Annotated in this window: 11 protein-coding genes; 6 read left to right on the top strand and 5 right to left on the bottom strand. The window is 62.6% G+C overall.

Annotation, left to right across the window (positions count from 1 at the left end; all coding sequences use genetic code 11):
- The first annotated feature begins 12 nt into the window (after window positions 1-12).
- On the top strand, window positions 13-1,209 hold the full coding sequence (locus B9G99_RS08940; protein WP_086621754.1) for an MFS transporter: 1,197 nt from the start codon (window positions 13-15) through the stop codon (window positions 1,207-1,209).
- Window positions 1,210-1,234: 25 nt separating this feature from the next.
- Here B9G99_RS08940 and B9G99_RS08935 read toward each other — a convergent pair whose 3' ends face one another.
- The 3 genes from B9G99_RS08935 to B9G99_RS08925 form a co-directional block, all read right to left on the bottom strand.
- A complete protein-coding gene (locus tag B9G99_RS08935; protein ID WP_086621753.1) occupies window positions 1,235-2,824 on the bottom strand; it encodes an adenosine deaminase family protein in 1,590 nt (529 codons plus the stop codon).
- Between the two features lie 165 nt (window positions 2,825-2,989).
- The gene (locus tag B9G99_RS08930) at window positions 2,990-4,444 is read right to left on the bottom strand and encodes an aminoacyl-histidine dipeptidase (RefSeq protein WP_086621751.1); all 1,455 of its coding nucleotides are present in this window, start codon (window positions 4,442-4,444) and stop codon (window positions 2,990-2,992) included.
- A 66-nt stretch (window positions 4,445-4,510) separates the two neighbouring features.
- Entirely contained in the window at window positions 4,511-6,718 is a 2,208-nt protein-coding gene (locus tag B9G99_RS08925; protein ID WP_086621750.1) for a tRNA(Met) cytidine acetyltransferase TmcA, read from the bottom strand.
- 152 nt (window positions 6,719-6,870) lie between these two features.
- Between B9G99_RS08925 and B9G99_RS08920 the strand changes: the two genes are divergently transcribed.
- The 3 genes from B9G99_RS08920 to sstT all read left to right on the top strand — a co-directional run bounded on the left by B9G99_RS08920 (window position 6,871) and on the right by sstT (window position 9,510).
- The gene (locus B9G99_RS08920; RefSeq protein ID WP_227875760.1) at window positions 6,871-7,485 is read left to right on the top strand and encodes a VTT domain-containing protein; all 615 of its coding nucleotides are present in this window, start codon (window positions 6,871-6,873) and stop codon (window positions 7,483-7,485) included.
- A 98-nt stretch (window positions 7,486-7,583) separates the two neighbouring features.
- Window positions 7,584-8,015 (top strand): hypothetical protein, encoded by a 432-nt coding sequence (locus tag B9G99_RS08915; RefSeq protein ID WP_086621748.1) that lies wholly within the window; start codon window positions 7,584-7,586, stop codon window positions 8,013-8,015.
- Between the two features lie 235 nt (window positions 8,016-8,250).
- Window positions 8,251-9,510, top strand: coding sequence for a serine/threonine transporter SstT (sstT, locus tag B9G99_RS08910; protein ID WP_086621746.1), 1,260 nt, complete (start codon window positions 8,251-8,253; stop codon window positions 9,508-9,510).
- 468 nt (window positions 9,511-9,978) lie between these two features.
- Here sstT and B9G99_RS08900 read toward each other — a convergent pair whose 3' ends face one another.
- Together B9G99_RS08900 and B9G99_RS08895 are read right to left on the bottom strand one after the other, a co-directional pair.
- Entirely contained in the window at window positions 9,979-10,410 is a 432-nt protein-coding gene (locus B9G99_RS08900) for a type II toxin-antitoxin system VapC family toxin (RefSeq protein WP_086621742.1), read from the bottom strand.
- The gene (locus tag B9G99_RS08895; RefSeq protein ID WP_086621741.1) at window positions 10,407-10,649 is read right to left on the bottom strand and encodes a FitA-like ribbon-helix-helix domain-containing protein; all 243 of its coding nucleotides are present in this window, start codon (window positions 10,647-10,649) and stop codon (window positions 10,407-10,409) included. Before B9G99_RS08895 ends, B9G99_RS08900 begins: the two co-directional genes overlap by 4 nt.
- Window positions 10,650-10,801: 152 nt before the next feature.
- Here B9G99_RS08895 and cas1f point away from each other — a divergent pair, with 152 nt between their 5' ends.
- Together cas1f and cas3f are read left to right on the top strand one after the other, a co-directional pair.
- The gene (gene cas1f / locus B9G99_RS08890; protein WP_086621739.1) at window positions 10,802-11,782 is read left to right on the top strand and encodes a type I-F CRISPR-associated endonuclease Cas1f; all 981 of its coding nucleotides are present in this window, start codon (window positions 10,802-10,804) and stop codon (window positions 11,780-11,782) included.
- Complete coding sequence (gene cas3f, locus B9G99_RS08885; RefSeq protein WP_086621738.1) at window positions 11,779-15,108, top strand: type I-F CRISPR-associated helicase Cas3f; 3,330 nt, start codon at window positions 11,779-11,781, stop codon at window positions 15,106-15,108. Before cas1f ends, cas3f begins: the two co-directional genes overlap by 4 nt.
- The last annotated feature ends 24 nt before the right edge of the window (window positions 15,109-15,132 follow it).

The following is a 15,132-nucleotide window of genomic DNA, read 5'->3' as shown; positions in this document are numbered from 1 at the left end:
AAGGTGTGCCTCATGCCCTCTTCCACTGCCCCGGCGATGTCACGTCCGCGGGAACTGGTGTTTTACACCCTGGTGCTGATGGCCTTTCTGGCCGCCTCCGGTGTGCCTACGCCGCTGTATCAGCTCTATCAGTCCAGCTGGGACTTCTCCACCTCCATGCTGACGCTGGTGTTTGCCAGCTATCTGTTTGCGCTGCTGCTGACGCTTTTATTTACCGGGGCGCTGTCGGATTATCTCGGTCGCCGCCCGGTCATTGCCGCGGGTCTTGTGATCGAACTGGCCTCGATGGGCTGCTTTTTGATGGCCTCCGATCTCGGCTGGCTGTTCGCCGCTCGCATCCTGCAGGGCATGGCCACCGGGGTGGTGACCAGCGCGTTGAGCGCTGCCCTAATGGACAGTGATCATCAGCGCGGCCCGGTGATGGCCAGCGTCGCCCCCATGATCGGCATGGGACTGGGCGCGCTGGGCGCCAGTGTGCTGGTCGCCGGCGCTCCCTGGCCGATGCGGCTGGTGTATGTCGTGATGCTCGTGATATTCGCCTGGCAGGTGCTGGGGCTTGGCCGCATGAGCGAGAGCGTGACACGCCGCCCCGGCGCGCTGGCCTCGATGACACCCCGCGCCCGGGTACCGGCCGTGGTGCTGCCCACGTTTGTGCGCACCATGCCGGCCAACGTGGCCGCCTGGGCACTGGGCGGTTTCAGCCTGTCACTGGGGCCGGCCCTGGCCGAGCAGGTCGCCGGATTTCACAGCGCCCTGATGGGCGGACTGCCGGCCTGTATTCTGTCAGTCATGGGCGGCATCAGCGTGTGGCGCTTTCGACGCTTCACGATCCGCACCATCCTGCTGCTCTCGAGCACCCTGTTGCCTGCCGGGCTGGTGCTGGTACTGATCAGCGTCCATCTACACAGCCTGGCGCTTTTAATCATCGGCTACAGCGTGGCAGGTCTTGGATTCGGTTCGGGATTCATGGGCGCGCTGCGCGCCGTCATGCCGCTGGCGCCGGCCGGCGAGCGCTCATCATTAATGGCGGTGTTTTATGTGGTGAGCTATCTCTCCGCCAGTCTGCCGGCACTGGCGGCGGGCGTGGCCACCCAGCGCCTTGGGCTGGAGGCCACGGTATATGTTTACGGTGCCTTCGTGATGGCGCTGTCACTGAGCGTGCTGATCAGCGTCCTGCGCCGCCCGATGACCACGTGTACAGCGGCGTAGTACCGACGGCGCCTGCATCTGATGTTCAGGGCCTGTCACCGCCCAGCCACTTCGGCCACTGCGCAATCTGCGCCTCAAAGCGCATCAGATCCTGCTCGAGCTGCCACTGCAGCCGGGCACGATCGCTGTGTTCCAGCAGATCGGCGCACTCTCCTTTCGGGGCGACGTCGAGCGATGCACCCTGGCAGGCCGCGACGCGCGCCTTGCCCGCCGCACCGGGCGACCACAGACTCTCGCCCTGCAAAAAGCTGTACTCGAGGCTGTTACGCGCCATCTGCTTGAGCGCCGGGTAGTCAAGGCCCTGCTCCGTGACGGCACGCTCGTACTCGTGGGTCAGGTCAATGCGGGAGACGCCCTGATCGTCGGTGGCCAGCACCAGCGGCACCCCCGCATCGCGATAGAGATTGAGCGGATGCTCATCACCGCGAACGCCGAGGATCACATCGTTGCTGGTCAGGTTGATTTCCACCGCCACGTTGTTGTCCGCCATGGCCTGCAAAAGCTCTGGCGCATTCTGCTCATGAGCGATGTCCACGCCATGGCCGATGCGTTGGGCACCGGCCATATCGACCGCCTTTTGAATGTGATCCCGCAGCGCAAACGGCGGTACCAGCCCGAGCGTCAGCTCCCCGGCGTGCAACGCCAGCGGCACATCGGGATAGTGTTTCGAGAGGAAGGCCAGCATCTTCATGTGACGATCATAGTCTTCAAGCGCCACCGGATTGTCTTCCGGTGCAACGATATTGACGCCCACATAGCGCGGATCGGCATCGGCAAGCGCAAAGGCCATCATCAGCTCGCCAAAGACTGCCATCGGCGGCTGGGTACGCACGGCAAAGCCCTGCAGACGCACCGTCACGTCACAACCAGGCGCGGCATTATTGCCGTCACAGCCCAGCCGTTTGTCGGCAGTGGCAAACATCTCATCGGTTTCACGGCGGGCGTCTGCCAGCGACGCCTCGAGCTTCGGCGACAGCGCCTGCCAGGCGGCGTCCAGATCATCGGCATCGAGCCCGCGGGACTGCGCCATGGCGCCGAAGCCATGCACGGCGCCCGGGTTGGAAATGGTTTCGAGATAGCTCAGATGATCACCCGCTGCCAGCTGCTTCGAGGCACTCAGCAGCGCGCCGGACGAGGCAGCAGCGACCGGCGCAAAACGATCGAAGGTCGCAAAGAACTGGTCATGGCCCTCGACCGGTGGCGTACCAGGGCCGCTGGGTGTATTGCGCATCGACAGGGCATTGAGCAGATCCGCGTACAGGACGCTGTCACGCTGCGCCAGCCCCTCTGCTTCGACCAGCGCATCGCCTTCGCAGGGCGCTGGCGCAATCGCCGACCCGTCGGCGCGCACGCACATGCCGGCACGACCGGCCTCTTTTAGCAGGGTTTCCGGCCAGGGGGTGCCCCACAGATGATGGTGAATGTCACCGCCCTTGGGCATGCGCTGCAGGAACATGCGAAGTTTCGGGGGCTGATCGCGAAGTTCGGCCATGACTTCGGCGGTACGATACGTGGGAGACTCATCGGCACCCGCCGGCGTGGCGGTCACCATCACGGCGGCACCCAGCGCCGCGAGCGCCGCCAGACGGCGACGGGAAAGAACCGGGGTCTGCATGAAACGCTCTTTTTGATTGTGTACGGATGATTCTACAGCCGTCATGACGGTCGGCCGGACGCTATATCAGCGATATTCTGCAAGGCTATCGTGCCAGGGCGACCAGCGCCAGATACCAGAAGGGAGGGCTCGAAAGCCCTCCCCTGACGACGCGGTGACCTGTCTTCAGCGCTGTGCCAGGTCCTCGACCATGGCCTTGAGCACACCATAGAAATTTTCCACCGCGCTGAGCTCCACACGCTCATCCGGGGTGTGGGCACCGCGGATGGTGGGCCCGAACGAGATCATCTGCATGCCCGGGTTTTTCGAACCGATCAGCCCGCACTCGAGCCCGGCATGAATGACCCGTACCTCGGGCGCCTCTCCGGTGACGCGCTCGTGGACCCGCTCAAAGCGCGCGAGCAGTTCGGATTCCGGCTCGGGCGTCCAGCCCGGATAGCCTTCGTTGATGGCAGGCTCGAAGCCGGTCAGACGCATCAGGGTGGCAATGCGCGCCACCAGCTCGTCACGGGTCGAGTCGCGCAGCGAACGCACCATCAGCTGAATCGAGAAGGTGCCGTCCTTCAGGCTCACGATGCCCTGGTTGTTGGACGTCTCGACCACGCCCGAGGCCGAACGACTCATGCCTGCCACGCCGTAGGGCAGGCCATGCATCAGCCCCATCAGGCGGTAGGTGTCTTCACTCGACAGTGCCCGCTCGGCCTGTGCAGACGATACGCTGATGGTCACGCCATCATCGAGCCCTGCCAGTTCCTGGCGATAGATCTCCTGATAGTGCTCGATCTGTGCCATCACCGTCTCATGATGCTGCTTCGGCAGTGCCACCGTGGCTTTCGCTTCACGGGTAATGGCGTTGCCCATGGTGCCGCCCTCGTAATCGACCAGCCGCAGACCGTGGTCGCAGAGTCGATGCAGCAGGCGGGACAGCAGCCGATTGGCGTTACCCAGCCCCAGATGAATATCGAGCCCCGAGTGACCGCCCTTGAGACCATGCACACTGATGATTAGCGTTTCCATGGGCCCATCAAAAGGCGCCCTCACCAGGGTGGCCTTCGTGCGCACCGAGGCACCGCCGGCGCAGCCGATGTAGACCTGCCCCTCGTCTTCGGAGTCCAGATTCAGCAGGTATTGGCCCTTGAGCCAGCCCGGCTTCAGGTTGATGGCACCGACCAGCGAAGCTTCCTCCTCGACCGTCATCAACGCTTCAAGCGGCCCATGGGTGAGCCCCTCCTCTTCGAGGATGGCAAGCGCCGCACAGGCGCCTACGCCATTGTCCGCGCCCAGCGTCGTACCGCGGGCGTAGAGCCAGCCGTCACGGATTTCAGTGTCGATCGAATCGCGATCAAAGTCGTGGGTCACGCCGGGGGCGGCCTGAGAGACCATGTCCAGATGCCCCTGCAGTACCACGCCGGGACGATCTTCGTGGCCGGGAGTGGCGGCCTTGCGAATCAGGAGATTGCCGGCATCATCGCGCTCGTGCTCGAACCCCTTCTCGGTCGCCCAGGCCACCAGTCGCTGGGCCAGCGCCTCCTCCTTGCCGGACGGGCGTGGCACTTCACAGAAGGTACGAAAGTGGCGCCAAAGCGGGATGGGGGCCAGTGTCTCCAGATGTTCGTTCACGCAAATTCTCCCTGTGCGATATGACTTGATGATTGCTCCCAAGAATACGCCATTCGACCTTTTCCTTCAGCCTCCCCCCTCACCCCTTGCCGCATCGGCGTGCTCATGAGACGCCTCGACCTCCAGCAACAGACGCACCTGTTGGCGCACCCAGCACATTGCCTGTGCACTGCCGGTCAGTCCCTCGCGCCGGGCCAGCCAGGCCAGCGAGCGTCCCTGCCATACCAGCCCGCATAGCGTGCTCAGCTCGGCAGGAATCGTCTCCCCGGCACATGCCCGCAACCGTTGATGCACCTGCCAGGCCAGCGCCTGACGACTCGGTACCAGCGGCGCCTGCCCGAGCGCCAGCCGCTCCAGCTGCATGCGAGCTTTAAGGGAGGGAACCGATGCCATGACCGCCTGATCCGAAAGCGTTTGCGCCACCACCTCAGGCGACAGGTCAGAAAGTTCAAAGGCCAGCAGCTGTGGCAACTGCTCGCGCTGGGCGTCGCCCAAAAGGTGCTTGAGCGTATCGCCCTGCCTGTTCAAGGGCCGGATCATCATGACCGGGTGCTCACCGGTCGAGGTTTCCGGATGCAGCCCCAGCCGCACGCTCACAAGGCCGCAGCGCTGCCAGAAGGCCATGAGCCCGGGCTCGGCGCCCAGACTGGCACCGAGAAGTGCCATGTCATCACCGCGCGCGCCGTCACATACCTTCTCGACCAGCGTCTGCCCCAGCCCCTGGCGCTGGCGCGTGGGCAGCACCGCCAGGCGCATGATGCGACGCAGCCGGTGTGTTGCAACGTCCACCACCCCGGCATGCAGCGCCAGCGACTGCGCCATCAGATGACCCCTCGGGCGCCGCTCGCCGCGGGCAATCTGCTCGGCAAGCCTTTCGTCAAAGCCCCCTTCATCAACGGTAACCGCCACCGCCAGTAGCTGGCCCTCCCCCGCGACGGAGGCGCTCTCCAGCGTTTCGATGCCAATACCGGGGCCATCGAGCAGGGTGCGAAGATCCGTTGGCGAGGTGCGGTAATGCGCCTGCACCAGCAGCGCAAACAGCGCTTCAAGGCGCGTTTCATCACGTGAGAGCGCGTCGCGGTCAAGTCGATGGTGATAAAGCTCTGCGGCGGTGTCGTCATCAGGGGGTGGATCGGCGGCCAGCGCCAGAAGTCGGGTAACGCTGCGCTCCAGAGGGTCATTATCCGCCCAGCGAATCGGCGTCTCGAGCGTCATTGCCTTCCACTGCGGCGTGAGCCGATCCAGTCGATCACGAAAGCGCAGCGCAAACCCACGGCCGCTGCCCTCGTAGCCGTGCACGGTGGTGGCAAAGACCACGCGCGGGAACGCACGAAGGGCGTCATGCAGCGCCGCTGCCGGAAGCGCTGCGGCCTCATCGACCAGCAGTACGCTGCCATCGCCGCCCCGCTCATCAAGGCTCGCCTGCAGCCGGTCAGGGGCGACAAAACAGACCTCGCGGCCCTGCCAGACAAAACGCTGATCCTGTAAAACGCCCTCCGGCAGCTGCGCGGCGAGACGCTCAAACACCGGGGCGACGCTTGAAAACCGGGGCGCGGTGATCAGAATCCGGGGATCGCCCTGCATGAGACGCCGCGCCGCACCAATGCCCAGCGCGGCACTCTTGCCGCGACCGCGATCGGCCGTGAGCACCAGCGGGCGTCGCCGACGCAGTTTCGTAATGGCCGCCACCGCCCGGGCCTGATCTGGACTCAAACAGTCGGCGTCCTCGACCGGTACGGGTACGACCGCCGTTTTTTCTTCATTCTGCGGCACGACAAGCGGCTGCCCCTCGGCCAGATACGCCACCTGATCGTCTGCCCTCAAAAGGCGCACCAGCCGGGCCAGATAGCGCGAGTCAAGCGATGACCACTCAAATGGATAATCGGCCAGACGGGCGTAGTCGGCATCCGGCGACGTTCCCCAGTCGTCGGGTGTGAGCAGGATCAGCAGCCCGCCGGCGCGTACGGTGCCGGCCAGTGCGCCGAAGGCATCCGGGTCGAGACCGTTGAAGGCATCAAACACGACGGCGCCCTGCTCGGTGCCCAGCCGGGTGCGGGCCTTTTTCATCGCCAGCGGCTCGACCGAAGTCCTGAAGGCATCAGGCGATGCGGCGCTGGCCCATACAACGTCAGTCAGCGCCAGACGCTCGATCAGGGTCTGGGTGCGCGCACGCACCTCCCCGGCGGGGCCGGACAGCCATAAAAACCCGCGGTGGCGGCGGGAATTCAGGATCTGGTGCCAATGGCAAAGGGCATTTATATCGTCGTCGAACAAGACAACCTCATGGGCAAAATCTCAAAAGTATCGCAACGCGGCGCGCCTCAAGGCGCTCCAGTGTGACCTGGACACACGCCACAGGCGATCATTGCCTTTTTCCACAACGCAGGCGCAGTATTGGCCGCCAACCATTGTCAGAGGCAGCGGCCTTGCTCGATTTTTTTCTGCATCTGGATCAACACCTTTTGAGCCTGGTCACGCATCATGGCATGTGGATTTACGCGCTGGTGTTTGCCGTCATCTTCTGTGAGACCGGCCTGATCATCATGCCCTTTCTGCCCGGTGATTCCCTTTTGTTCATCACCGGTGCCCTGGCCGGCAGCGGTCACCTGAACCTGTGGGCGACCGGCACCGTCATTGCCACCGCAGCGATTGTGGGAGACAACCTTAATTACTGGATCGGGCGACTCTACGGCACACGGCTTTTCAACGAGCATTCGCGCTGGCTGCGCCGGGAGCACCTGACGCGAACCGAGGCCTTCTACGCCCATCACGGCGGCAAGATGGTCATGCTGGCACGCTTTGTACCGCTGGTGCGCACCTTCGCCCCGTTCGTCGCCGGCATCGGCCACATGCCCTGGGTCGTTTTCACCGGCTTCAGCGTGCTGGGCGCGCTGCTCTGGACCGGCACTCTGGTCACGCTGGGCTACTTTCTGGGCAACGTGCCGCTGCTGCGCAATCATCTGGAAGTGATCATTCTGGGCGTGGCGGTAGTCATGGCGCTGCCCTTTCTCCTTCGACTGATGCGGCGGCGGCAAGGATAGGACGCGCTATACTCCTCAAGGGCTTCAGAAGGCGCCTGCCGCGCCGATAAAGCCATTCAGGCCCGCTTCCCTGCGGGTCAGGCACCGGGAGAGACGCCATGCAACGCACCATATTCAGGCCCACGATATCGGGCTGTTTTCTGGCCGCGCTTGTCGCGATGACGATGCTCCCTGCCCTTTCCTGCGTGGCCACGGCCAGTGAATCCGTCATTCTGGAACACCGCAGCCCGGACCTGAACTACCACCGTCCGCCACCGCGCTTTCCGCCCTTTGGCATTCGCAACCCTCAGCAGTTCGACCCCGTCCGCGACGTGGACGTCGGCGTCATCCTGCCGCCCGAGCAGCTTGAACACTGGCGCAGCAACTATGTCCCCGACAGCTACCGCCTCAACGGCTACGATGATGTTCGCAAGGGTGAGGCCAATGTCTGCCGCCATCGTGACGGCTCGCGCAGCTACTCAAGCTCTGGCATGACCTGTGAAGACGGCAATGCCAACCCACCGGGCGGGCGTACCTGGTCGACGAAGTAACGGCCTGCCTGGCCACCAAACGGTGCGCATACCTTCTCTCTCTCCACCAAACCATGCCGATCTTCTGATCAAACCAGGCCCCTGCTGGGCACACTCTCTGAGGGTATGACACAGGCAATGGCGTACAGCCGGCATGGCGGTGCTAGAATGCGCCGTTTCGCGGACGCCCATCGAGATTTCCCTGGCGGCCGCGTCGTGCCTGCGCCTTACACATCCCGGCCTACAAGAGTGCTCCATGTCCGCCAGTTCCGATCATCGCTCCTCTCGAGCATCACTGCCCCGCCTGGGGCTGATTCCGCAGATCCTGATAGGTATCGTCGCCGGCACGCTGCTGGCACTCTGGGCGCCCGACATCGCGAAGTCCGTTGCCATACTTGGTGATCTTTTCATCAACGCCCTGAAGGCGATCGCGCCGATTCTGGTCTTCGTACTGGTAATGGCGGCTATCGCTGCGCATCAGCGCGGCCGGCCGACACAGGTTCATGGCGTCCTCGGCCTCTATCTGGTCGGCACCCTGGTCGCCGCGCTGGTCGCGGTCGTTGCAAGCTTCGCCTTTCCAACGACGCTGGCGATCGATGCCCCGCCCGCCGACGGCGCACCGCCTTCCGATATCATCGAGGTATTGCGCAATCTGGCCCTGAGCGCCGTCGACAACCCGATCAACGCACTGGTAGAGGCCAACTTCATCGGCATTCTCGCCTGGGCAGTGGGTCTGGGACTGCTGCTGCGCCAGGCAAGCGACACCACCCGCAACGCGCTGGGTGATCTGTCTGACGCAGTCTCGGGGCTGGTGCGTTTTATCATCCGCTTCGCCCCGCTGGGCATCTTCGGGCTGGTGGCCAACACGCTCGCCGATACGGGCCTTGGCGAACTGGCCAACTACGCTCATCTGCTGGCCGTCCTGCTGGGCTGCATGGCGTTCGTGGCGCTGGTGACCAACCCGCTCATCGTGTTCGCCCACACGCGCCAGAATCCTTATCCGCTGGTCTTTGCCTGCCTGCGAGGCAGCGCCATCACTGCCTTTTTCACCCGCAGCAGTGCTGCCAACATCCCGGTCAACATGGCGCTGTGCGAACGCCTCGAGCTGCACCGGGACACCTACTCGGTGTCGATCCCGCTGGGGGCGACGATCAACATGTCCGGGGCGGCGATCACGATTACCGTGATGACGCTGGCCGCCACCAACACGCTGGGGCTGGGTGTCGATTTCCTGACGGCGTTTCTGCTGTGCGTGGTCTCGGCACTCGCCGCCTGCGGCGTCTCCGGCGTGGCCGGCGGCTCGCTGCTGCTGATTCCGATGGCGGCGAGCCTGTTCGGCATTTCCGCCGACGTCGCGATGCAGATTGTCGCCGTCGGCTTCGTCATCAGCGTGCTGCAGGACTCCACCGAAACCGCCCTCAACTCCTCGACCGACGTGCTCTTTACTGCCGCGGCCTGTCGCTCCCCGAGGGCCAGACAGCGCCTGGAAGGAGAGCCCCGAAATGAGACGGCCTGAGATCGGGGCCTGAGCTGCATTGTCGATGCCGTATGCATCCTTTCGAGCCGCCCATCCGGGCGGCTCTTTTATTTTCTTTCCAAGCGGCCTGGGCGGCAGCGAACGACGGCACACCGCACTGGCACTTGCTGATGTGTTTCTGAGCTGCCTGGGCGGCAGCGAACTTTTCTTCCCCCCAGGCTTGCCGGTCGATGATTTTCTGAGCTGCCTGGGCGGCAGCGAACCCAGCGGGGGCGATAGCTGGACGGTCGGACGTTTTCTGAGCTGCCTAGGCGGCAGAACGAGGGCGTGCGCGGCGAACCGCTCGACCGCAATTTCTGAGCTGCCTGGGCGGCAGAACTAGAGACGGTTTCACCGGAAAGCCCTGCCTTACAGGGTTCACTGGTGCCAACCTTCAAAAACCCTTTTTTCAGCCTGCTGTATAACGCCTTGATTGTTAAGGAGCGATAACCGTCGATAAAAAAAGGGTCATCCCGTTTGATGCACCTGCCATGGATCATGCAGTGTCATCGACAATCCTTCAAAGTCCTTTAGATTACGTGTGGCCAGTGCAGCCTGATGCTGTAGACAGATGGCGGCAATCTGCGCATCGGCCATGCTGATCGGTCGTCCACTGTTTTCACGCGTGGCGACACACTGGCTATACACCACCGCTGAATCTGCATCAAAGGACAGTATCCTGCCGGCCAGATCCTCCTCGAACATGGCCGCAGCGATGTTACCCAGTCTCTGGCGCCGCGCGCCCGCCGGCAGACGAGCAATACTATGCAGAATTTCAGCCACGGTGATGGCGGTCACAAACACCTGCTCGCTGGTCTGGCCATCGAGCCATCGCACCACGTTGTCATTGGGTGTCGGCCGCATCAGTTCGGAAAGCACATTGGTATCAAGAACAATCATTCTTCAAGCATTGCCGAGCGAGGCGCGTCCGTGCGCGGTGCCAGATCAAGCTCCACCCCGTCTTCCGCGAAGCGCCGTTTTATTCGGCTTCCCAGCCCTTTTGTCTGTTCAGCAGGTGTCAGTGCCTGACGAAGAATGACGCGAACTTCTTCTTCCATGGAATGCCCGTGCTGCGCTGCCGCCATGCGAAGACGGCCCTTCAGACCCTCATCCAGATTGCGAATGGTAATGTTGGCCATGTGCTCTCTCCTTTTGCCATCAATGCCATCATTGTAATCATTTGGTCGACAACATTCCTGCTCTGCTTTCGCCTGTACGTATTTTCATATATCACTAACATAAAGCCTGCTTTGGACGATAACGTCCTGAACCACCGAAACATGAGTGCCTCATGGATGATCTTGCCGCCAGTGATTTAAAAACGATTCTGCACTCCAAACGCGCCAACCTGTACTACCTGCAGCACTGCCGGGTGCTGGTCAACGGCGGGCGGGTCGAATACGTGACGGACGAAGGCAAGCGCTCGAAGTACTGGAACATCCCGATTGCCAACACCACCTCGATACTGCTGGGCACCGGCACCTCGATTACACAGGCCGCCATGCGGGAACTTTCAAAGGCCGGTGTATTGGTCGGGTTTTGCGGCGGTGGCGGCACGCCACTGTTCTCGGCCAACGAAATCGATGTCGAGGTCGCCTGGTTCAATCCGCAGAGTGAATACCGCCCTACCGAATATCTGCAGCACTGGGTGCGCTTCTGGTTTGTTGATGCGCTCAGACTGGAGGCTGCTCGCGCCTTTCAGATTCAACGATTGAAGCGAGTCGAACAGCTATGGGGCGATGCTCGTTTCCAGCGTGCCACCGACTTTACGCCTTCCATGCCAGAGCTCAAGGCACTGCTTGAGCGCAGCCGCGCGGCCATCGCTCAGGCGCCGGATACGACTGCCCTGCTGACCGAAGAGGCACGGTTAACCAAACAGCTGTTCCGACTGGCAAGTCTTGCGACCGATTACGGTGACTTCACTCGCGCCAAACGCGGCAACGGCGCTGACCCCGCCAACCGTTTTCTCGACCACGGAAACTATCTGGCCTATGGCCTGGGAGCGACCGCGACCTGGGTGCTGGGGCTTCCTCATGGTCTTGCGGTGCTGCACGGCAAGACCCGCCGCGGCGGGCTGGTATTTGATGTCGCTGATCTGATCAAGGACGCCGTCATTCTGCCGCAGGCGTTCATTTCCGCCAGCCGGGGTGACGAAGAGCAGGAGTTTCGCCAGGCGTGCATTGAGCGACTCACACAGGTCGAGGCCCTCGACACCATGATCGATACGCTCAAGGAGGTCGCCGAGCGGCTCGGCCACGAGGCGGTGCAATGAATGTCCTGATTGTCTCGCAATGTCACAAGAATGCGCTCAGGGAGACCCGGCGCATTCTGGATCAGTTCGCCGAGCGCCGCGGTGAACGTACCTGGCAGACCGCGATTACGAGAGCCGGACTCGACACACTGCGAAAACTGCTGCGCCAGAAAGCGCGCAAGAACACTGCCGTCGCCTGTCACTGGATTCGTGGCCATGATCATAGCGAGCTTCTCTGGATTGTCGGCGACACCTCACAATTCAACGCCCGGGGCGCCACGCCGACCAATACCACGCGGCGTAACATTTTACGCACGGAGGACGAAAACGACTGGCACTCACTGCGGCTAATGCATCTGCTCGCCTCGATGGCGGCGCTCTTTCACGATCTGGGCAAGGCAACGGATGCGTTCCAGCAACGTCTTGTCGGCACGCTGGAGGGACGCAACCGCTACCGGCATGAGTGGGTATCGCTCAGATTGCTTGAGGCGTTCGTGGGTGAGGATGACGATGCTGCCTGGCTCACACGGCTGCAAACCCCAACCCTTGAGGATGATGCCTGTTGGCTGGCACGCCTCAAGCGCGATGGGCTGGAGGCCTTCAAGGAGTGCGACGCGCCATTTCAGTATCTGCCGCCACTCGCTGCCGCTATCGGCTGGCTGATCATCAGTCACCATCGACTGCCGGCGCTGCCCGCCACAAACGATGACGGTTCGCAGAAATGGGTCGGTGCCCGGGCTACTCTCAATGCTGGCAGCCTACCGACACTACCGCAGGCCATTACTGCTGCATGGAATGAGCGTGTCGAAAGGACGGATACCGAGACCCTCACCCCGTGGTGGCAGTTCTCACACGGACTGCCGGTAACAGAAGACGCCTGGCGGGGACGCGCCGCCCGGTTGGCACGTCAACTAAGCGAATGCCGCTGGGAAACACCGCCGCTCGAATCGCCCTGGGTGATGCACTTGGCACGGCTGGCGCTGATGCTGGCAGACCACCATTACTCCAGTCTGACCGACAAAGGGCGTCTGGACGGTCAGTGGACCGGCCCACTGTACGCCAACACCACGTTCATTAATGGCAAACGTCATCTGTGCCAGCCGTTGATCGAGCATCTTCTGGGCGTGGTGCGGGCGACCGGTGAGATCATCCATCACCTGCCGGACATGACCTCGGCGCTGCCACGCATCGCCCGTCATAAAGGATTCAGGGCCCGCAGCCGCGACGCGCGTTTTCGCTGGCAGGACAAGGCGTACGACCTGGCGGCAGGGCTACGCAACAAGGCCCATGAGCATGGCTTTTTTGGCATCAACATGGCCTCGACCGGCTGCGGCAAGACCATCGCCAACGGCCGTATTCTCTACGCGCTGGCGGATCCGGAGACCGGCGCGCGCTTCTCGATTGCACTCGGCCTGCGCACCCTGACCCTGCAGACCGGGCAGGCCTATCGCGAACGGCTCGGGCTGAATGGTGACGAACTGGCCATTCGGGTGGGCGGTAGCGCCAGCCGCGCGCTGTTTGAACATCAGCAGAGATCCGGCGGCTCGGAGTCCCGCGCCGAGCTGCTCGATGATGAGAGTCACGTGGTGTTTGAAGGCGACCCTGAGGCGCACCGCGTGCTGGGCAGGATCGTGGCAGATCCACAGGCACAGGCATTGATTCAGGCGCCTGTGCTGGTGTGCACCATCGATCATCTGATGCCCGCGACGGAAAGCCTCCGAGGCGGCCACCAAATCGCTCCCATGCTGCGTTTAATGAGTGGCGATCTGGTACTGGATGAGCCGGATGACTTCGATATTGATGATCTGCCTGCGCTGACAAGGCTGGTCTACTGGACCGGCCTGCTGGGCTCGCGCGTGCTGCTCTCTTCCGCCACCCTGCCGCCGGCATTGGTGCGTGGTTTATTCGATGCCTATCGGGAAGGCCGCGCCGAATATCAGCGCCACCGTGGCATGCCCGGCGCTCCGGTTAATCCAGTGTGTGCTTGGTTCGACGAGCACGGCTGCACGCATCAACACTGCGCCAGGGGCGAGGCATTTGACGCTGCGCATGAGACATTTGCTCGTCAGCGCGCCTCGAAACTTGCCGCACTGACGCCACGCCGACGGGGTTATATCGTCCCGATCTCCGCCGCCTCGCCCCATCCTGATGACGTGCATGATGCCGTGGCCGGTACGGTCCTTGAAGAGGCCATGACGCTTCACCGGCACCACCACAGCATCGACCCGAACAGCGGCAAGCGCGTCAGTTTCGGCCTGATACGCATGGCCAACATCGAGCCGCTGGTGGCGGTGGCACAGGCCCTCTACCGCGCCGAGATTCCCAAGGGCACGCAGATTCATCTCTGCGTCTACCACTCTCAGTTTCCGCTGTTGCTGCGCTCGCGCCTGGAGTATCGGCTGGATCAGGCACTCGATCGACGCGTGCCCGAGGCCGTATTCGAGCTGCCGGATATTCGCCAGCGGTTAAATGGCAAGCCCAGGGACCACCTGTTTATCGTGCTCGGCTCACCGGTAACCGAGGTAGGGCGGGATCATGACTACGATTGGGCTGTGGTTGAGCCATCGTCCATGCGCTCGATTATTCAGCTTGCCGGACGTGTACGTCGTCACCGCCATGAGCCTGTCACTGCCTCCAATATTGCGCTGCTCGATGCCAACGTGCGTCATCTTTCGCGCAAGCGCCCGGCCTTCTGCCGCCCCGGCTTTGAGACAGAACAGGTATGGCCGCTGAGCAAGCACCGGCTCACCGCGCTACTGCGCGATGAAGAGATTGACGTCATCGACTCCCGACCTCGACTGCTGGCGGCCGAGCCGCCTGAACCCGCGACCAGGCTGGTCGATCTGGAGCACGCGCGACTCAGGGCGCTGATGGTCGAAGGCGTTGCAGACCTATCCGCATACGAACAGCGACGCTCCCGTCGCAGGAAACCGATCCATCTGGGCGCTTATCTATTTTATCGGCCGTCAGCGATGTCGTTGAGCGCCGTGCCAATCCAGCAACAACCCTTTCGCGAGGATAACGAACCGGATGCCGAATTCGTGCTGTATCCGGATGAGAGCGAAGAGAATTATGGATTTCGACGTATAGAGCAGGATGGCAAAGAGGAAAGGCTGATACCGACTGAGTCCGAGCTGGATCGTCTGTCAGACGAGGGACTGATGAATCCTCGCATCACACCCTGGAACGAGCACGACTACATTGCTGCGCTGACCGAACAAGCCGATGCCATGGACATGACGCTGACGCGTTGCGCGGAGCGCTTTGGCCGCATTCGTTTAAAACCCGATCGCGCCCCGCAGGGATGGCACTTTCATCCCGCGCTGGGATTTGTGAGGAGGAAATGACCATCAACTCTATCAATGGGGGAA

Origin of the sequence: Kushneria konosiri, from assembly GCF_002155145.1 — a bacterium.
In the GTDB taxonomy this organism is placed as follows: Bacteria; Pseudomonadota; Gammaproteobacteria; order Pseudomonadales; family Halomonadaceae; genus Kushneria; species Kushneria konosiri.
This window is presented reverse-complemented; position numbering and strand designations above follow the sequence as displayed.

Excerpts from the sequence above, each read along its gene's own strand:
- B9G99_RS08940 (WP_086621754.1), top strand. The coding sequence starts at position 13 with ATGCCCTCTTCCACTGCCCCGGCGATGTCACGTCCGCGGGAACTGGTG.
- B9G99_RS08935 (WP_086621753.1), bottom strand. The coding sequence starts at position 2,824 with ATGCAGACCCCGGTTCTTTCCCGTCGCCGTCTGGCGGCGCTCGCGGCG.
- B9G99_RS08915 (WP_086621748.1), top strand. The coding sequence starts at position 7,584 with ATGCAACGCACCATATTCAGGCCCACGATATCGGGCTGTTTTCTGGCC.
- sstT (WP_086621746.1), top strand. The coding sequence starts at position 8,251 with ATGTCCGCCAGTTCCGATCATCGCTCCTCTCGAGCATCACTGCCCCGC.
- B9G99_RS08900 (WP_086621742.1), bottom strand. The coding sequence starts at position 10,410 with ATGATTGTTCTTGATACCAATGTGCTTTCCGAACTGATGCGGCCGACA.
- B9G99_RS08895 (WP_086621741.1), bottom strand. The coding sequence starts at position 10,649 with ATGGCCAACATTACCATTCGCAATCTGGATGAGGGTCTGAAGGGCCGT.
- cas1f (WP_086621739.1), top strand. The coding sequence starts at position 10,802 with ATGGATGATCTTGCCGCCAGTGATTTAAAAACGATTCTGCACTCCAAA.
- cas3f (WP_086621738.1), top strand. The coding sequence starts at position 11,779 with ATGAATGTCCTGATTGTCTCGCAATGTCACAAGAATGCGCTCAGGGAG.